The organism is Gammaproteobacteria bacterium (genome assembly GCA_035546635.1).
Lineage (GTDB): Bacteria > Pseudomonadota > Gammaproteobacteria > JAURND01 > JAURND01 > DASZWJ01.
In genome coordinates this window covers 78,555-96,760 of record DASZWJ010000028.1, presented here as the reverse complement: position 1 = coordinate 96,760, position 18,206 = coordinate 78,555, and the positions used below count along the sequence as shown (strand labels likewise).

Below are 18,206 nucleotides of genomic sequence, written 5' to 3'. Positions count from 1 at the left end.
TTGACCTGATAATCTCAAAAACCTAAACCTTCCTCAACCCAATAAGGCTTAACAGAACCATCACTACTGACAGGCGCACTTGAGGGCGCAAAATTCTGTAGCTCCGAATGCTTGCTTTTCCAAAACCCATATCCTTGAACCTGACCTGCATAGAATTCCATTATTTTTTCTTTAGCCTTCTGGTACCCACCACTACAGGCTGATCTGAACAAGCGTAGTCCTTTTTGAGTATCTTTTTCTACTCCCTCACCTGAGATATAACAAAGTCCCAGAATATACTGAGCCTCAGCATCTTGCTGCGAAACGGCAGCACGATAGTAGTGAATTGCAGCTTTTATGTCTTTTTCTACCCCTTGTCCCATTTGATAACAAACACCTAGCTCGCGTTGCGCATTAGGCTCTCCTTGATCTGCCGCTAATTAATAAAAACGCGCCGCTAACTTCATATCCTGCTCAACTTCAATACCCGTTTTATAACAATTTGCTAAATTAAATTGCGCATTTCGCTCTCCCCGGGCAGCTCCAGATTGATAATTTGCTACAACAATTTTTAAATCATGGGCTTTGACATGGTTTTTAAGTTTTATATCACCATAATCATAATTATGTAAAAGAACACCAAAAAAACTTTTTGCCTCTACAAGGCCTTGCCCAGCTGCCTCTTCAGAATAATTCAACGCCTTTTCCAGATATTCTTCTACGCCAAGCCCTTCATAATAGAGACAACTCAATTTATGTTGAGCGATAGCTAACTTCTGTTTTGCAGCTAAATTATAGTACCCTATAGCTTTATCTACATCCTTATTGACTCCCTTTCCACACTCATAGCATTCACCTAAATAATACTGAGCCACTGGATGCCCTTGGTTTGCTGCCAATACAAAAAAATGCAGGGCTTGTGCAAAATCTTGAACTACGCCTTTCTTTGTTAGATAACAATAACCTAAGCCATACTGCCCTGCCGCACAACCTTGTACTGCAGATAATTGGAATAGGCGCGCTGCTTCTTTTAAATCTTGAGATACTCCGCCTTTTTCCTCTAAATAACAATGGCCTAAGTAATATTTACATTAGGGAAAGAAATGCCAGAAAGTGGTTCTTTCCCCTTTAGCGGATAAGTCAATAGGTTTTCGCGTTAGCTCAGCGCAAGCTGAAGTTATTTGTAGCTTCTTCAGCTTTATATTTTCCCTTTTCCATATCTTCCATAGTTAATTTAGATAAAGTTAAGATTTCACTATTGACAATATTAAATTCTTTATATATACCAAATAAGCTCAAGAGAGATCGGGGATTATCTGTGAGTCCGTTAAGAAAGTGTGATTTTGTATCATCAAGGAACCTGTCTAACAATAGTAATTTATGGTTAAGATCCTCGATATAACTATTATCGCCAGACTGTTCTTTAATGGGATTAAATCTATCACATATTTTTTTAAGCTCAGCCATAAGAGGTCCAATTTTTTGGTTTATATATTTTTTCATATATTCTGTAGCTAGAAATTGATCTACCTTTTCTAATTCCGATGGTATTTCAGCCATTTTTTCTAACCAGAAGATAAAATCTGTGCGCTGGGGAAGATCTGTGCGCATATCCTCATACACCACCGTTAAAAAATCTTGTATCGATATATCTTTGGGTGCAATAGCTTTAGACTCTGGGGGCTTTATTTTAGATTCTGACAAAAGGGAAGGATTTCTTTTGGGTGAAAAGAAGGCCGATGAGGTTTGTGTACTGGTTGATGTTTGTTTTTCATAAAGCATATTTTTGAGAGGGAGTTGAGGTGTCCGTATCTGGGTATGGCCTTTTTCCGAAGTGATTTTTAAAATGGTTGGTAAATGATTTTCATTAACTAAAGCCTCTTTTAATGTTCTCGGGTTATCCGAGAATGCTGAAACATCGAATTCCAGTGGTGATATTTCTACATCATCATGCAGATCCCCATTAGGGTCTATGACGGTATAACACAACATAGCATGACCTGATTTTTTAACCTTTTCGATAACTATTTCGCCTATTTCTGGCTTTTTACCGCCTTTTTCAGAGCGGGTGTATAGTTCATAGTTTTGTAGTTTTTTCAAGCGATTGAGACAAAAGGCTTCATACATCAAAGCAGGGATTTTAGGAATATTGGTGTATGCAGTTACTTCCAGAGCTTTTTCCCCTGGCACTTTTTTATAACGTGTTACTATCAACGGACCTGCTTCTTCTTTTTGTGGGGAAATAAACAATTCTTTTTCTACAGGTGTTGGCTCTCCAGATACGCGAGCTGTGAAGTTCCTGGCCAACGAGGTAACAACTAAGCCATCTCTATTCTCAATATTAACGATTACTTTTGCCTGAACAGTACCTTCTTGCTGAATTTCGGGTCTATAAAGCTTAATAGCATCTTTTAACAAAAAAATCTGGGTGGAGAAAAATTCTTGTGTATGATGGTAGTTATATTCTCTAGTCACATTAGATGTCAGCCTGGAATTTAAAAATTCGAATATAGAGGTTCCCTTTTCTATCATGGGGTCTAAAAATTCTTGGCCATATAACAACAGCTCCGCATTAATGGCGTCTCTCCTTAATTCGAGCTCCCTTTGATAGAGGAGAAGCGGTAGGTTCTCCTTATCTTTCAACACGGTCCTTTCAACGTGGAAGAGCTCATTTTCTATGCTTTCTTTTTGTCGGAATAAAGGTGTTTGATATCCATGTTCTCTTAGGCTTTCCTTCAGCGCTTCTGCTTTTTGCATTTCTGCAAAAGGTATGGGTTCTCCCATAACTAATATGCCTATTTTGGCTGTTTGGGCACGATGGATATCTTTCAAAAACTGGTTTTCTCCGCTGTACGCTTTAGGATCTCGTTCAATAGGGGTCATGTCATATGAATACTCTGCTAAGCATAAAGGAATAGGTATTCCGCATTGCTTGGCATCCTCAAAAAATGCTTCAGGATTTATTTTATCTTTAGGCAAATTGCTGGGCTCCTTACCATCGAGCATATCAATATTTGAAGGTAAGGCTTCTCTGATAAGTGGTTTTTCCTCCAGATCTATCATTTCTATTTCCGTATCATATTTTTTAGAAGATGATTTAATGTCACAAAAAATATCAGTCAGTGTATCTGAGAGCATGGGGGGACTGGTTATTGCTTCGAGGGGTTTTCTATCAATTGGCAAAATAGCATCATCCCTCACGGCACTATCTTTAGTTAAATCAGTCAAAACAGCCAGGCTCTCCTTAGTCAGGTAATTTCCATCCAGGTTCAGTTTAGTGATGGTATTACGACTATGGCTTAAGCATTGACTGATTGGCGTAATACTTTTAATCGTTATTTGATTGTGACTCAGATCCAATTCGCTGGGTTTCCAATAACCTTGTTGTAGTCGTTTAGACAATACCTCGACAGCACCGTCATCAATACCCTTGTCACAGAATGTAAGGGGAACACGTTCCCATGGAGTCTGGTTTACAACCAGACGGTTTAGCTTCAATGCTGCCTTAATCTGTTTGCTGAATTCTAGATCCAGCGCCTGGTCAGGCAGGATAAGAGTGGTTAATGTGTCATTGATAACCAATGCCTCAGCCAACAGTTGGGCATCCTCGAAAGTTAGGTGGTGATTTGCACTTATATCCAGCGTGATTAGGCTGGTATTCGTTTTAAGTATCTCAGCGAGTGCCCGTATACCCGCGCTACCAATACTATTATGACTGAGGTTTAACTTTTTTATCGTTTGTCGATTAGATAAGAACTCTGCCAACAAGATTGCACTATCGTCATCTAAGAAGTTATTACTTAAATCTATTTCAGTAATATATCGCTCGCGGATTTTATCTATGAATAAACGAAAGGTATGACTTCTAATCCCTCGGTTATCCAAAGCGAGGATTGTTGCGTTGACATTCATTTGTGGGTCAAGTACTTCATGGTAAAGTATATCCGCCAGTTTAGCCGTATTATCGCTAAGACCAATATCATCCTGTGCTGGCAGTTGTTCTGAAGTTTCTTCCTCAAGATCAGGCGACTCCCCAAGTACCCTAAGAAGTCTTTCCATCTCGTCTTTTGACAGAGGTTTCAATGGCCCGACATTAATAATTAGCTCATCGGTGATATTTTCTATTAAATTGTCGTCTTTAGCATCGTTGACCGCCCTAATAGAAGAAAGTTCAATTTCAGGGTAATATTTTTTTTGGGGGGAGGCAGATAAAGATTTCTTATTCTCTGACATATGATTCTCGCATTATGAAGGTAAGTGACTATATTCGTTTATAATAAATATCTGACTAGATTTAAAAGTGATAGGTAGTGTAAAGAATTGCCAAAAGCTTTTATCCGTACAAAGTACTGATATTTGGTTGAGAGGGGGGTTGGGAAAATTAACTTTTTTGCTACATTGCTTTAATGGTTTTTTAATTGTTCTATGGGTATTATTGGTGTATTATTTTGACAAATAATAGAAATAATATTAAAATGCCGAATATGTGTGAGATAAAAAAAATTTTTTCCCCCGATGAAATGTATGTCTATAAGTTTCAACATGGAATTAAACTTCTCGATCCAGAGAAAAAAAATGCGACTTTTATGTCAGAAAAAGCCGATAGCTTATCTGATCTTTTTAAGTTGAAATTGTCTATTTATTTGCTAGATCATGAAAGTAGGTTGCAAAATTGTAATATAGAAAATCTTGATTTATTAAACACTGCTTCATTTAAAGATGTTTATAAAAAAAGTGCTTTTGATGTCTGGCAAAATGAAACATGCAGGGCAATGATTCAAAATGATAAGAATGTTATTTGCTACCAAAAAAAATTTTTTTTTGATGAGCAGATGCCAACTAATAATGGTTTATTTATTGATGGGCTTACAATCAAGTTACCTTGGTATGGCGCAGAAAATAAAGTTATTGGTGTCATGGGTTTTTCGGTAGTCATAGGTAAATATTCTCTTGCAAGCTCATTGTCACTGATCGCCAATTTAGGAATTTTTGATCAAAAAAATAATTTACCAATGTATTTGCCTGGATTAAAATTAGGAAATATTTATCTTACTAAACGCGAAATTGAAATATTGCATCATATTGTTCGAGGCAAATCTTCGCGGCTCATCGCAGAAGCTATCAGTAGATCAACACGTACTGTTCAGACGCATATCGAAAATATTAAAAACAAGATGGGCGTGGATAATAAAGCTGAACTGATAGAAAAGGCTTTAGAATCCTTAGAATATCCCCGTTCCGCCTGGACTAAAGGTTCAATTCTACCTTCTTGATACTGTTTGATATGCTGACCTAGCAATGATCGTGTTCTCAGGCCTTACACCTCTGATAATAAATAATTATAGCGGAATGAATTCTTATCTTGTTATAAAAAACTTCAATGTATTCAAAAATAGCTTGCTTAGCTTCCTGCCGTGTTTTAAATGATGAGCCATGAATCAGCTCCACTTTTAAGCTATGAAAGAAGCTTTCCGAGACTGCGTTATCCCAACAATCCCCCTTCCGACCCATGCTTTGAATATACAAATACGATTAATCCAGCCCAATGCCCTAATAAACTTTTTAATATTTTTTTAGCAGAGCAGAGTAAATCTGGCTGAGCCAGTTCACCCTGTATTTTTTCTTCCATGCACTTAAGTGCATTCCTTAAAAACTGGTCTTGCTCTTGAAATTTTTTTGATTGCCAAGGGTGAAATGACAGCAGGGACAATAATTTTCAGACTCGTTCAGTCCAACCACTTCCTCCACTTCGGGTAAGTCCCTATAATCACGGCGCGTGGGAATGGGATTATTCGCCTGCTGTCCAAGTTTCTTAGCCGATTTTGCAGGAGCACTCTGAAGAGTAGACACTTGTTTTTCGGTGCGCCTACCGAATAGTTGTTGCTCCCGCTTGCGCAATTTTGCTTTTAACTCTTCTAATTCTTGGTTTAGCCCCTCTTCTCTTGTTTGGATTCTCTTAAATTGAGCTTCCCAATAATGAGCTTGATTTTTATAGTCAATGACTGCCAATTTGGATTTTTTTAATTCGGAGCTCTGCTCTGCATAGGCTGTTTTTAAAGCCTCATAAGACGAGGATATTTGTTGATACAGTTCTGTAAACTGTGCTAAAGCTTTTTCTTTATCTGCTTTTACTCCTTGGGCATAGTAGTAACAATTAGCTAAATTACATATAGCCGGCAGATAATTTAGGTCTGCGGCTTCTTGGTATAAACGCGCTGCTTGCTTACCATCTTGCTTTACTCCTTCGCCTTTTTCGTAATATAAACCCAAACTATTTTTAGCAGCTGGAATTCCTAGTTTATCTGCCAACTTGTATAATTCTATTACTTTAGATATATCAGCTTCACACCCTCTAGAATAACAATTAAAGATAACCTTTATCGCAGGTGCATAATCTTTTTCGCCCTTAGTTTTAGCAGTTGTTCTCGCTAGCTCACAAAACCTAACTGCTCGTTGATATAATGTCTTAGCATCTCGCTCCATGTCCTTTTCATGCTAAATTTTTCTGCTTCCTTATAATAATATTCACCCAAAGCATCTAATTCCTCTGAGCTTCTTACTTCTTTTAGCTTGGTTAGTTTGAATTCTTGCAATTGTTTTTTCTGAGTTACTTTAACTTCAGGTAAATCATCTCCTGATACATTTTTTCTCGCTATTACTTCTTTTTTATCACTACTTTTGTTTGAAACATTTCTTTTATCTTCTAATTCAAATGCTGATAATTTAGATGTATTTTCATTTTTACCGAACATGTATGAACCTCATTTTTTATTAATACAAACCAAGCTACTTGTCTATCACGAATCCTAATTAGAGCATGTCATTTCCTCGGCATAAATGTTAGAAGGAAGGAGTGGCACGAAAGTGAAACTTTAACTTCCCTGTCAACTGGATCTCAGCATCAATGCCGGGACAATGTACCTCAGTTGTGAGACGACGCACCTCAGTTGCGGGCCGATGTATCCCGAGTTGCGGAACAAGTAGGTGAGCAGTTATCCTATCGCTTTGAATAGATATCATTTCTATGATATCTTCTTTTATCATGTCCAATGATCTGAATCATACTTCCAAAACTTACGCCCTTAGATTAACCCTGCTGGCGATTATTGCGCTCGTTGTTTTTAGCGCATTAACTCTTTTAACGGGTTCGGTGGTGGTAGTTTTGCCTGGAATAGCTATTGCAGCGCATTTAAAGCAGCTTATGGCAGCTCAATCGATAACCAATCATGCAGCGCTTCTCTTTTATCTAGTTTTATTTATCGTTGGCATACAAGTAGCGTTAGTATTTTTTCTCTGGAATTTCCGGCTGTTTTCAGGCAATCCCTCTATTCCGATCAGATCAGTTTTGCTCTATCTTTTGACATTAGGGGGTACTATCTATTGGCATGTGAGATTTTTTCCCAGCGCATTCCATTACCATGGATCTTTAATCCCCTGGACAGGACTAGGATTGAATGTGGTGTTGTTGATTTTAAATACTGGCCTTTTGATTTCAGGCCTGACAAAACCTAGATTTGCAACCAACTTAGGTTTCAATTTTTTATTGTTTTTATGGGTATTTTATTGCGCATTTCCTTGGTATTTTGAGGCATTGTAAGCTGTATTACCCTTTTATCCGACGTATATTTGCACCCAAACGCGATAATTTGTTTTCAATCCGTTCATAACCACGGTCGATATGATAAATTCTATCTACAATGGTTTCACCTTGTGCAACTAAAGCTGCTAAAACTAACCCCGCAGAAGCCCTCAAATCCGTTGCCATCACTGGAGCGCCTATTAATGAAGGTTTGCCGGTACAAATAGCCATATTCCCTTCTAAATGAATATCCGCACCCATGCGTTGCAGTTCATGTACATGCATAAAGCGGTTTTCAAAAATTGTCTCTGTCATGGTGGAGATGCCTTCTGCTACTGCATTCATTGCCATAAGCTGCGCTTGCATATCTGTGGCAATCGCGGGGTAAGGCGCAGTCACGAAATCTACAGCTTTCGGACGTTGATTCTGCATATCTAGTCTTATCCAATTTTCACCTGTAGTAATCTCTGCTCCCGCTTCTTGTAGTTTAAGTAGTAATGACTGCATGATTTCAGAATGAATACCCACTAATTTCACATTACCGCGAGTAATCGCGCCTGCAACCAAATAAGTTCCAGCTTCAATTCGGTCAGGTAAAATAGAATATTCACCGCCTTTGAGATTGGCTACGCCTTCGATTTCAATCGTGTCAGTGCCGGCACCTTTTATGCGCGCACCCATAATATTGAGAAAATTAGCCAGATCCACTACTTCGGGCTCACAGGCGGCATTTTGGATAATTGTTTTACCTTCAGCCAAGACAGCTGCCATCATTAAATTTTCTGTTCCAGTCACTGTCACTTTGCTCAACGGCAAAACCGCACCCTTTAAGCGTCCTTTAGTGCGTGCGTAAATATAACCTTGATCGATATAAATATCGGCTCCCATGGCTTGCAAGCCTTTTAAGTGCAAATCCACAGGGCGTGAGCCAATTGCACATCCTCCTGGCAGTGATACCACCGCTTCACCATACCGAGACAAAAGTGGCCCCAACACCAAAATGGACGCACGCATGGTTTTAACCAGTTCATAGGGCGCCAAAAAATCTTTTATTATCGATGGATGCGCCATGACTTGACCGCTTTCATTGCGCAGGACTGCAGCACCCAGTTTATGCAATAAAGCTAATGTGGTGGTAATGTCTTTGAGATGCGGAACATTATTCAGTATGGTCGGTTCTGTCGCTAGCAAAGTTGCAAACAAAATAGGGAGTGCGGCATTCTTGGCACCTGATATCACTACGTCTCCCCGCATAGGGATACCACCGGTGATTGCTAATTTTTCCATAATAACTCCAAAATAATTCTACTCCTTATCCCTAAGGAGCTTGGTTGAACAAATATCTATGATTAATCGCAACTACTCACCCTATAAAAACACTGTCATTCCCGCACAGGCGGGAATCCATTTCTATTTGGCACAGAGCCAAAATCAGGATAGATTCCCGCCTACGCAGGAATGACAATGCTTCATATTCTTGTTGTTTTTTATAAGAGCGAGTAGTTACGATTACTCTTTCGAAGGACGTAACGACAATACTTTGTCTAATCTGCTAAGGCAGGCAATATCCATTAAATGTGGCGGTATGTTGATAAAATCAGCGGTTTTACCCGAACCCCGTGCATATCTAGCCCAGGCAGTTAAAAGCGCCAATGCTGAGCTATCAGCACGAATCACTTCTTTAAAATCAAAAACGGGCGTTTGGAGCTTTTCCTGCAATTGATTACCTTGGTCACGTAATACTCCCACCGTGGCAAAGCTCAATACTCCCCCCACCAAAATACACTTGCCATCTTTGCTGATTTTAACTTCTGCTGCCGTCGTCATTTATTATCTCACTACTAGAACTCACTTATTGCAAACTCGCATTGCGAGATTTTAGCCTATCCAATAATCCCTCCATCCCCTGCGTGCGCAAAACGTCTGCAAATTGTGAGCGGTAATTCTCGACTAAGCTTACGCCTTCTACACTAAAGTCATAAACCTTCCACTGCCCATTATTAAGGTTCAGACGATAGGAAACAGTGATATTCTGACCATTGTTCTGGATGATAGTGCTGTTAACCTGTACACGGTTGCCATTGATGCCGCCACGTATGGGATAAAATTTCACTTTTTGGTTGGAATAAGAAGACAGCGCCGTGGAGTAGGTTCGGGTTATAAAATAAGTGAACTGTTTTTTAAATTCTTCACGCTGTGCTGGAGTTGCCTGGGCCCAATAGCGCCCGACAACCTGCTGTGACATTAAATCCAGGTCGGCATGGGGTAATAAAATAGTGCGTACTAAGCGGTATAGGGATTGAGTATTACGGTTGGAAGTTTCTTTTAATCCCTCTAACATCTGGTCAGTAGTATTCTGTAGCATTTCAACAGGTGGCGACAAGGCTGCGCTGGCAAACACGCTCCACAACATTAGCCATGATACCAACAAACATTTTAAGATAATCTTAGTTTTCATTAATTTAATTCTCCTTCAAGTAGGTTGCAACCATTCTTCCACTTTGAAAAGGAAGAGACACAGCATGCAAACAATTATAGCGCAGGATTTTCTATTTACTTTTTATTGCCATTATTTTCCATATTATAAATAAACTGCCCAATCAGTTTTTCCAGAATAACTGCCGGCTGCGTAGACTCAATGACACTACCCTGCTTCAAAAAGGTATCCGCATACCCTGGGTTTAAATTCACATAATTTGCGCCTAGCAAGCCTTGTGTATAAATATTGGCAGATGTATCGCTAGGCAGGTTATTTTTAGACTTGAGCAAAGATAACAGCACTTTCGCTCGAAAACTGGTACGATCCAGTTCAATTCCCTTAACCTCCCCTACCCAAACCCCAGCAATCATGACCGGCGCGCGCACCTTCAAGCCACCGACATTATCAAACTCTGCGGTCACAGTATAAAAACTTTGCTTGCTAGTATAAGTCGTCAAACCGCTTACCTTAATCGCCAGGAATATCAAAGCGATGATCCCTAGAATCATGAAAAAACCGACTAATATCTCTATTACTTTTTTTGTCACGCTACCACCCTTTTAACATCACGGAAGTGAGAATAAAATCCAGCGCCAATACCGCTAGCGAAGAATAAACCACAGTTTTGGTCGTCGCCCGGCTGATACCTGCCGCATTCGGAACGGTATAATAACCTTGATAGACCGCAATCCAGGTTATTACAAAACCGAAAACTAAACTTTTTATCAATCCGTTGATTACATCAATTCTAAAAGTAACCGCAGCCTGCATATTGCTCCAGAACGAACCCGCATCCACCCCTAACCATTTCACCCCAACCAGATAACCACCGTAAACGGCCACCATATCGAAAATCGCCGTTAAAATGGGCATGGAAATAAACCCAGCCCACAGCCGCGGAGATACAATGCGCCATAAGGGGTCTACTGCCATCATTTCCATACTATCAAGTTGATCTGTCGCCCGCATTAAGCCAATTTCAGCCGTCAATGCCGTACCCGCACGCCCTGCAAACAATAATGCCGTAATCACCGGACCTAATTCGCGGGTAACACTTAATGCCAGTAATTGACCCAACTCCTGCGCTGCTCCAAAACGCTGTAAGGTATTAAAACCCTGCAAAGATACCACCATCCCGATAAACAACGCGGACAACATCACAATCACCAGGGATAATACCCCCACCGAATAGATCTGTGATCGTAATAACTCAAAGCTTTGCGCAAAACGTGGACGCCTAAGTAAAGTGCGGCCTAAAAATAAGCCAGATATACCCAAACGTTGACAAATTAATAACCCAAAACGACCTAAAGACTGTACCTGATCTAACAACACGACAAATCCTCCGCCAAAGCCACCCCAGGATATTGAAAAGGCACGGCACCATCAGGCAAACCATGGATAAACTGTTCGACCTCTGGGGTTTTATTAGCAAATAATTGTTCTGGAGTACCCTCTCCCATGATCCTACCATCAGAAAGTATATAGACATAATCCGCAATGCTAGCTGTTTCAGCCACATCATGCGATACAATCACTGAGGTTAAGCCTAATGCATCATTCAAGCGTTTAATCAACTGCACTAATACCCCCATAGTAATGGGATCTTGACCAGTAAATGGTTCATCATAAAGCATCAATTTTGGATCGAGCATCAAAGCCCGCGCCATGGCTACGCGACGCGCCATACCACCTGATAATTCACTGGCCATCAAATGCCATGCACTGCGCAATCCTACTGCTTCTAGCTTCATCAACACCAGATCACGCAACATATCCTCAGGTAAACGCGTATGCTCTCTGAGCGGAAAAGCCACATTTTCAAATACATTAAGATCCGTAAATAAGGCACCACTTTGAAATAACATACCCATCCTGCGCCGCGCTATATATAATTTGCGTCGAGACAAGTTGCTTATCTCCATGTCTTCAACCAATATTTTCCCCGTTCTTGGTGGCAACTGACCACTAATCAAACGCAACAGGGTGGTTTTACCTGTACCGCTTGGCCCCATGATCGCCGTAATTTTGCCACGCGGAATATCCAAGCTAATATCGCGGAAAATATGCCTGTTTCCTCGCATAAAGCTCATATTACGCACAATAACTAAAGGGTCTTTATCTGGCTTGAAAGTCATGACGGATTCTGAATTATAAATTTGGAACTCAATTTATGGCTTCTCCCCTTCTCCCACAAGGGGAGGAGGGAAAATGCTAAGGCTGTAAGAAGGCAAAAAAATATACAAATATGATTCAGTATAACTGGAATTAAAAGGCTTGTATAGACTATAATGAGCCACCCAAAACCGAGCACATCAAGTTATGAACCCTGAAAAATTCTATGAATTCGGCCAAGCTGTCATCGACATTGAAGCTCGCGCTGTCATGAGCCTGCGTGAACGGATTGACACACATTTTGCTGCAGCCTGTGAACAGTTGCTTGCCTGCCAAGGACGCATCGCAGTAACCGGCATGGGCAAATCAGGACACATCGCCCGCAAAATCGCCGCCACCTTCGCCAGCACCGGCAGCCCCGCCTTTTTCATCCACGCGGCAGAAGCCAATCATGGCGATTTAGGCATGATCGCACGCGAAGATATTGTCTTAGCGATCTCCAACTCGGGAGAAACAGCTGAAATCATTAACATACTCCCTTTAATCAAGCGACTAAACATACCCTTGATCTGCTTGAGCGGCAAAAGAGACTCCACCCTGGCTAAAGCTGCCACTGTCTACATCAATACCAGTATTTCTGAAGAAGCCTGCCCCTTAGGTTTAGCCCCCACTTCCAGCACTACAGCAACACTGGTCATGGGTGATGCCCTAGCTATTTCTCTTTTACAAGCCAAAGGCTTCACTGCTCAAGATTTTGCTCTATACCATCCTGGAGGCCAATTAGGGCGGCGTCTGTTGCTACGCATTGCCGATGTCATGCGCACCGGTAACTTTATTCCTAAAATCCACGAAAATGCCGGTCTTGATGATGCCTTAATTGAAATGACGCAAAAGAGTTTAGGTATGACAACCATTGTCGATGGTGAAGATCGTTTACTAGGAATCTATACCGACGGTGATTTGCGCCGCACGCTCAATCGCGGACTGGATGTGCATACCACCCAAATTAAAGAGGTAATGACCCCAGGCTGCAAATCCATACCCGCCGACAAATTAGCCAATGAAGCACTGCATATCATGGAAACTTTCAAAATCACCGCCCTGACCGTCACTGATGACGCCAATAAAGTGATTGGCGTGGTACATATGCATGATTTGCTCAGCGCTGGTTTGGGTCTGGCCTAAAAAACTTATGCTGAAAATTTACGAAAAAGCTGCTAAAATCCGGTTATTATTACTAGATGTTGATGGCGTACTAACTGACCGCAAAATTTATTACACCGACAACGGTCATGAATGCAAAGCTTTCAATCTACATGATGGTTTAGGTATCAAACTGTTAATACGAACAGGCATAGAAGTTGGCATCATCACCACCCGTGAATCGCCCATCGTGCAAAGACGCATGCAGGAGCTAGGGGTAAAACATGTCTACCAAGGATTTAATGATAAAAATATTGCCTTGGAACAAATAACCCACTCCCTAAATCTCACTACCCACCAAATAGCTTATGTGGGTGATGATCTGCCTGATCTGCCTATTATACGCAAAGTGGCGTTGGGGATCGCTGTTGCTGACGCTTTAGAATATGTGCGTAACCATGCCGACTGGATTACTAAGGCAGCTGGCGGACAAGGCGCCGTACGGGAAGTTTGCGAACTGATTATGCATGCACAAGGCACTTTAAATTCAGTTTATGAGCACTATTTGTGATGAGCCTACCCAACAAATCCACTCTGATGAGTCTACTATTAATCGTCGCACTGCTTTTTAGCACCTGGCTTGCACGTAACCTGTTGACCAGCCCCGATCAGCAAAAATCTAACAAAGCGACGACTCCAGACGCCTTCATGATTGGCATGCACTACACACAATTTGATATTCAAGGTCAATGGAAAAGTAATTTTGATGCGGAGCGCATGGTGCATTATGGCGCAGAAGACACAGAAATATTTAACAAACCGTTCTTGGTTTCACGCGATGAAAACCAGCAAACCTGGATCATTAACGCCAAAACCGGCACCGCCAAAAACAGCGGCACGACTGTCTATCTCAAAGATAATGTACAAGTACAGCGCTTAGATAACTTAAAGCAAAAAAATTTAGATTTAACTACCAGCGCCTTGACCGCCTACCCTAAACGCCATTTCCTAGAAACCAATCAACCCGTCACTATTGTGCAACCTGGCAATATCACCCACGCCGTTGGTCTCACCGCCAATATGGAGACAGGCGATATTAACCTCTTGTCCAATGCACGCGGTGTATACCAACCTCCTCCTCCCGAACCAGCTCACAAGCCTGACCAACCGTCTGCTAGAGGAACAACGACTGATGCCAATGCCTCATCCAATTAAGCTCTTACCAATGCTAAGCCTATTTGGCCTACTAATACCCGGCAACTGCCTTGCACTTAGCACTGACCGCGATCAGCCTGCCCATTTTATTGCAGATAAATTTCAAACGAATCAGAAAACAGGCATCACCATCTTCACCGGCCATGTACAAATGGATCAAGGCACTACGCACCTCACCGCAGATAAAGTCACGGTCTACAATGGCGAGCACGGCAGAATCAATAAAGCCATTGCAGTAGGCGCACCTGCCCACTACTCCACTTTACCTGATAACGAAAAAAAGAACCGGATGATGGATGCCTATGGCAAGACCATTGAATATTACCCTCAACTAAGAAAAGCCGTCATTCTCGGTGATGGGATAGTCATTCAAGGACCCAATCGTCTCAATGGCGAACATATTATCTATGAATTGGACAAACAGCTGGCCACTTCCCTTCCCACTGGAACGGCACAATCCGTACTGGTCTTGCAACCCCAGGATTTACCCGGTCAATAACTTATGAGCAAATTACAAGCCATCAGTCTGGAAAAACAATATAAACGCCGCAAAGTGGTCAAAGACGTTAACATCCACATTAGTAATAATGAAATTGTGGGTTTACTGGGTCCCAATGGTGCCGGCAAAACCACCAGCTTTTATATGATCGTCGGGCTAATCACCTGTGACAGCGGCAAAGTCATGGTGGATGAAACTGATATTACCCATTTACCCATGCATCTTCGCGCACGCATGGGCATTGGCTATCTACCGCAGGAATCCTCCATTTTTCGCAAGCTGACTGTCTCACAAAACATCATGGCCATCTTGCAACTACGCAAAAGCCTAAAAAAATCCCAGCGCCTGGAACTGATGGAAAACCTCATGCAAGAATTCCACATCGCCCATTTGCGAGACAATTACGGTTATACCTTGTCGGGGGGGGAAAGACGTAGGGTCGAAATAGCCCGCGCCTTAGCCATGGAACCACGCTTCATCCTGCTTGATGAACCCTTTGCTGGTATTGACCCCATTTCAGTTATCGACATTAAACGTATTATTTTACACCTGCGCGATCGCGGCATTGGCGTCTTAATTACCGACCACAACGTCCGTGAAACCCTGGATATCTGCCAGCGTGCCTACATAGTCAGTGAAGGTGGTATCATCGCCGAAGGTTCGGCTGAAGTTATTTTATCGAATAAAAAGGTGCGAGAGGTATACCTCGGGCATGAGTTTGATTTATAATGTGACAGAATTGTTACATTATTCCCATTTTAAACCCAAGGAGTACTAACTATGGCTATTCCTATCCAATTCACCGGCCTTAAAACCGAAGCGTCTGATGCCTTACGCAAATTTACTGAAGAAAAATTTTCTCGACTGCAAAAATATGCGGCCAAAATCACCAGCGTGCATGTCATTTTCAGTGTAGATAAACAACGCCATATTGCTGAAGCCAATATCCACGTACCCAAAACTGAAATTAACGCAAAAGCTGAATCGGAAGATATGTACAAAACCGTTGATGTGCTAGTTGATAAATTAATCAGACAACTGGCTAAATATAAAGAAAAAATTACTGAACATACCTAACCACTACCATGAAATGTTACTGCGGTGCCTCTTCACACAGAGAAAAGAGTGCTTTGGATCTTAATACTCAATTCCTTAGCACTCTGACTGTGTCTCAAATCCTATGACTCCCCAACCATCTATCCTCATGCACGGCGTATTCATGAACATCTTCGATGTCGGTACGCTATTAACTGGCGAAAGCGGCGTGGGCAAAAGTGAACTGGCATTGGCGCTTATTAACCGTGGCCATCAACTCATCGCTGATGACGCAGTAGAATTTTTTTCAGATAACGATGATTGGCTAACTGGCCGAGCACCCGAAGCTCTTAAAAATTTATTGGAAATACGTGGCATAGGCATATTCAATATACTGTCTTTATTTGGCACAAGCGCCATAACAGAAGAAAAAGCTTTATCTTTGGCCATCCAATTGACAGATGTTTCCCCTATTCCCCGAGTACCAGGCAATCCTATACTCGAAACCAAACCTATACTGAATACTCCTATTGTTCATACCAATCTACCCGCTGCAAGGCAACGTCGTAGTGAACTTTTAGTGGAAATGTTAGTCCTTCACTACAAACTACAGCAAAATGCCAAACCACCCACATTACTTCACCCTGCTGCTGCAACTAGCACCTAGAGTACAAGATATGAGCGTAAGCATTCTAATTATCAGCCATAATGAAATCGGAACAGCCCTTTTAAATACGGTCAAACAGACTTTTGGCAGCGAACTGCCTTTGCCTGCTGCTACCGTTGAGTTACAACCTGACGCTGACCCTGAGATATTGATCCCCAAATTAAAAAAAGTAGTTAAAGCACTGGATCAAGGCGATGGTGTCCTGGTGTTAACTGATTTATTCGGCTCAACACCTAGCAATGTGGCACAACAAATACAAGATTGTAAGAATATCCGTGTCGTCAGCGGCCTTAACCTGCCCATGCTGATTCGAGTGATGAATTATCCACAACTCAACTTGGCACAGTTAACCGAAAAAGCCTTAACTGGAGGCCAGTGCGGTATTATTCAATGTGAACAAAAAGAGTAAAAGGGGAATCGCAACGTGTTACGAAAAAAAGTAATCATCGCCAATAAGCTTGGCCTACATGCCCGCGCTGCCGCGAAACTAGTACATCTTTCTAGTCGTTATGCCAGCAATATAGAGGTGGTAAAAAACGAACGAAGCGTGAATGGCAAATCTATCATGGGCGTCATGATGCTGGCCGCTAGCAAAGGCACTGAAATCGAATTGGTGATATCTGGAGAGGATGAAACGGCTGCTCTTGAAGCACTAGAAGCCTTAATCCAAGGCCGTTTTGGCGAGGCAGAATAAGTTTCAGCACGCTGCTTGGCTTTATAATAATGCATATGCTATCCTTACGCACTTTTGTAGGAGAGGTGTCCGAGCGGTCGAAGGAGCACGACTGGAAATCGTGTATACGGTAACCCCGTATCGAGGGTTCGAATCCCTCCCTCTCCGCCAAAAAAGCCAAGAAATGTCTATTATGCTAAAATGAGGTGCAATATGTACAAAAAATTAATAATTTTGGTAGGATTGATTCTCGCAACAACGACAACTTTTGCCGGTCAAAACAATTTAATAGTTAAATCTGCAAATACTGAAGTAAAAGTTTATTGCGCACCTTATGAAGTGAAAACCGATTATAAAGAAAACCTTTTTTTAACCGTACCCGCAGGAAATATACCAGCTGAGAAATCTTTAAATGAACTATTCAATCAATCCACAACAAGTTCTATAGGTTGTAATATATTTTCTCAAAATACTTTGCTAGGAAATTTTGGATTTGTGCTTGAAAAATCAGGTTTATTAACAGTGGGTAGCGCTGGTTTCTTAGTAGATACGAATTACTTTCCTACAGTAGGCAAATCTGCACCAGATATAGATATCATTACTACTTTCGCCCCCCAGAAATAATTATCCGCTATTCCAGACTAATGGAAGATTAAACCTTCCATTAGTCTGCAAATTCCTAAATTCTGCAACCGCCCGCCAATTTGGTGAGAATCTCAAGATATTTACCTTAGCCTTGGGCATCACCATTTGATAATACCGAGCCAGAGTCCCAATTTATTGCAGCAGAGCAAAGATCAGTGCAAAATGGGCTGCTCTAAG

24 protein-coding genes, 1 tRNA gene and 3 pseudogenes are annotated in these 18,206 nt (G+C 41.4%); 13 read left to right on the top strand and 15 right to left on the bottom strand.

Annotated elements, in window-relative coordinates; all coding sequences use genetic code 11:
* Positions 1-14: 14 nt before the first annotated feature.
* The 5 genes and pseudogenes from VHE99_07205 to VHE99_07185 all read right to left on the bottom strand — a co-directional run bounded on the left by VHE99_07205 (position 15) and on the right by VHE99_07185 (position 4,212).
* The gene (locus VHE99_07205; protein ID HVV68798.1) at positions 15-326 is read right to left on the bottom strand and encodes a hypothetical protein; all 312 of its coding nucleotides are present in this window, start codon (positions 324-326) and stop codon (positions 15-17) included.
* Positions 306-386: pseudogene (locus tag VHE99_07200) on the bottom strand (SEL1-like repeat protein). Before VHE99_07200 ends, VHE99_07205 begins: the two are co-directional and overlap by 21 nt.
* A 33-nt stretch (positions 387-419) precedes the next feature.
* Complete coding sequence (locus VHE99_07195) at positions 420-854, bottom strand: tetratricopeptide repeat protein (protein ID HVV68797.1); 435 nt, start codon at positions 852-854, stop codon at positions 420-422.
* 15 nt (positions 855-869) lie between these two features.
* Positions 870-953, bottom strand: a pseudogene (locus VHE99_07190) (sel1 repeat family protein).
* A 187-nt stretch (positions 954-1,140) separates the two neighbouring features.
* Positions 1,141-4,212: a hypothetical protein gene (locus VHE99_07185; protein ID HVV68796.1), complete on the bottom strand. Its 3,072-nt coding sequence runs from the start codon at positions 4,210-4,212 to the stop codon at positions 1,141-1,143.
* Between the two features lie 215 nt (positions 4,213-4,427).
* Between VHE99_07185 and VHE99_07180 the strand changes: the two genes are divergently transcribed.
* The gene (locus tag VHE99_07180; protein ID HVV68795.1) at positions 4,428-5,252 is read left to right on the top strand and encodes a LuxR C-terminal-related transcriptional regulator; all 825 of its coding nucleotides are present in this window, start codon (positions 4,428-4,430) and stop codon (positions 5,250-5,252) included.
* A 37-nt stretch (positions 5,253-5,289) separates the two neighbouring features.
* Here VHE99_07180 and VHE99_07175 read toward each other — a convergent pair.
* The 4 genes and pseudogenes from VHE99_07175 to VHE99_07160 all read right to left on the bottom strand — a co-directional run bounded on the left by VHE99_07175 (position 5,290) and on the right by VHE99_07160 (position 6,731).
* A pseudogene (locus VHE99_07175) lies at positions 5,290-5,499 on the bottom strand (IS3 family transposase).
* A complete protein-coding gene (locus VHE99_07170; protein HVV68794.1) occupies positions 5,462-5,608 on the bottom strand; it encodes a hypothetical protein in 147 nt (48 codons plus the stop codon). Before VHE99_07170 ends, VHE99_07175 begins: the two are co-directional and overlap by 38 nt.
* 17 nt (positions 5,609-5,625) lie before the next feature.
* Positions 5,626-6,462: a hypothetical protein gene (locus tag VHE99_07165; GenBank protein ID HVV68793.1), complete on the bottom strand. Its 837-nt coding sequence runs from the start codon at positions 6,460-6,462 to the stop codon at positions 5,626-5,628.
* Positions 6,408-6,731 (bottom strand): hypothetical protein, encoded by a 324-nt coding sequence (locus VHE99_07160; GenBank protein ID HVV68792.1) that lies wholly within the window; start codon positions 6,729-6,731, stop codon positions 6,408-6,410. The genes VHE99_07165 and VHE99_07160 overlap by 55 nt, the downstream gene beginning before the upstream one ends.
* A 272-nt stretch (positions 6,732-7,003) precedes the next feature.
* Between VHE99_07160 and VHE99_07155 the strand changes: the two genes are divergently transcribed.
* A complete protein-coding gene (locus VHE99_07155) occupies positions 7,004-7,576 on the top strand; it encodes a hypothetical protein (GenBank protein HVV68791.1) in 573 nt (190 codons plus the stop codon).
* 6 nt (positions 7,577-7,582) lie between these two features.
* On the opposite strand, the gene murA is transcribed toward VHE99_07155, so the two are convergent.
* The 6 genes from murA to VHE99_07125 form a co-directional block, all read right to left on the bottom strand.
* Positions 7,583-8,845: a UDP-N-acetylglucosamine 1-carboxyvinyltransferase gene (murA, locus tag VHE99_07150; GenBank protein HVV68790.1), complete on the bottom strand. Its 1,263-nt coding sequence runs from the start codon at positions 8,843-8,845 to the stop codon at positions 7,583-7,585.
* A gap of 222 nt (positions 8,846-9,067) precedes the next feature.
* Entirely contained in the window at positions 9,068-9,385 is a 318-nt protein-coding gene (locus VHE99_07145; GenBank protein ID HVV68789.1) for an STAS domain-containing protein, read from the bottom strand.
* Between the two features lie 25 nt (positions 9,386-9,410).
* Complete coding sequence (locus VHE99_07140) at positions 9,411-10,016, bottom strand: ABC transporter substrate-binding protein (GenBank protein ID HVV68788.1); 606 nt, start codon at positions 10,014-10,016, stop codon at positions 9,411-9,413.
* Between the two features lie 95 nt (positions 10,017-10,111).
* Entirely contained in the window at positions 10,112-10,585 is a 474-nt protein-coding gene (gene mlaD, locus VHE99_07135) for an outer membrane lipid asymmetry maintenance protein MlaD (protein ID HVV68787.1), read from the bottom strand.
* A 1-nt stretch (position 10,586) separates the two neighbouring features.
* On the bottom strand, positions 10,587-11,369 hold the full coding sequence (mlaE, locus tag VHE99_07130; protein ID HVV68786.1) for a lipid asymmetry maintenance ABC transporter permease subunit MlaE: 783 nt from the start codon (positions 11,367-11,369) through the stop codon (positions 10,587-10,589).
* Complete coding sequence (locus VHE99_07125) at positions 11,363-12,175, bottom strand: ATP-binding cassette domain-containing protein (protein ID HVV68785.1); 813 nt, start codon at positions 12,173-12,175, stop codon at positions 11,363-11,365. The genes mlaE and VHE99_07125 overlap by 7 nt, the downstream gene beginning before the upstream one ends.
* Before the next feature lie 184 nt (positions 12,176-12,359).
* On the opposite strand from VHE99_07125, the gene VHE99_07120 reads away from it, so the two are divergent.
* From VHE99_07120 to VHE99_07070, 11 genes are all read left to right on the top strand, one after another.
* Positions 12,360-13,337, top strand: a complete 978-nt coding sequence (locus VHE99_07120) for a KpsF/GutQ family sugar-phosphate isomerase (protein HVV68784.1) — start codon at positions 12,360-12,362, stop codon at positions 13,335-13,337.
* Between the two features lie 7 nt (positions 13,338-13,344).
* Positions 13,345-13,866, top strand: a complete 522-nt coding sequence (gene kdsC, locus VHE99_07115) for a 3-deoxy-manno-octulosonate-8-phosphatase KdsC (GenBank protein ID HVV68783.1) — start codon at positions 13,345-13,347, stop codon at positions 13,864-13,866.
* On the top strand, positions 13,866-14,510 hold the full coding sequence (gene lptC / locus VHE99_07110) for an LPS export ABC transporter periplasmic protein LptC (GenBank protein ID HVV68782.1): 645 nt from the start codon (positions 13,866-13,868) through the stop codon (positions 14,508-14,510). Before kdsC ends, lptC begins: the two co-directional genes overlap by 1 nt.
* Entirely contained in the window at positions 14,488-15,009 is a 522-nt protein-coding gene (gene lptA, locus VHE99_07105; protein ID HVV68781.1) for a lipopolysaccharide transport periplasmic protein LptA, read from the top strand. The genes lptC and lptA overlap by 23 nt, the downstream gene beginning before the upstream one ends.
* 3 nt (positions 15,010-15,012) lie before the next feature.
* Positions 15,013-15,738 (top strand): LPS export ABC transporter ATP-binding protein, encoded by a 726-nt coding sequence (gene lptB / locus VHE99_07100; protein HVV68780.1) that lies wholly within the window; start codon positions 15,013-15,015, stop codon positions 15,736-15,738.
* A gap of 51 nt (positions 15,739-15,789) precedes the next feature.
* Entirely contained in the window at positions 15,790-16,086 is a 297-nt protein-coding gene (raiA, locus tag VHE99_07095; protein ID HVV68779.1) for a ribosome-associated translation inhibitor RaiA, read from the top strand.
* 103 nt (positions 16,087-16,189) lie between these two features.
* Positions 16,190-16,711, top strand: coding sequence for a hypothetical protein (locus VHE99_07090; protein HVV68778.1), 522 nt, complete (start codon positions 16,190-16,192; stop codon positions 16,709-16,711).
* A gap of 10 nt (positions 16,712-16,721) precedes the next feature.
* Positions 16,722-17,120 (top strand): PTS sugar transporter subunit IIA, encoded by a 399-nt coding sequence (locus VHE99_07085; GenBank protein HVV68777.1) that lies wholly within the window; start codon positions 16,722-16,724, stop codon positions 17,118-17,120.
* 15 nt (positions 17,121-17,135) lie between these two features.
* Complete coding sequence (locus tag VHE99_07080; protein ID HVV68776.1) at positions 17,136-17,405, top strand: HPr family phosphocarrier protein; 270 nt, start codon at positions 17,136-17,138, stop codon at positions 17,403-17,405.
* A 59-nt stretch (positions 17,406-17,464) separates the two neighbouring features.
* Positions 17,465-17,555: transfer RNA gene (locus VHE99_07075), tRNA-Ser, on the top strand.
* A 42-nt stretch (positions 17,556-17,597) separates the two neighbouring features.
* Positions 17,598-18,008: a hypothetical protein gene (locus tag VHE99_07070; protein ID HVV68775.1), complete on the top strand. Its 411-nt coding sequence runs from the start codon at positions 17,598-17,600 to the stop codon at positions 18,006-18,008.
* Positions 18,009-18,206 lie beyond the last annotated feature (198 nt).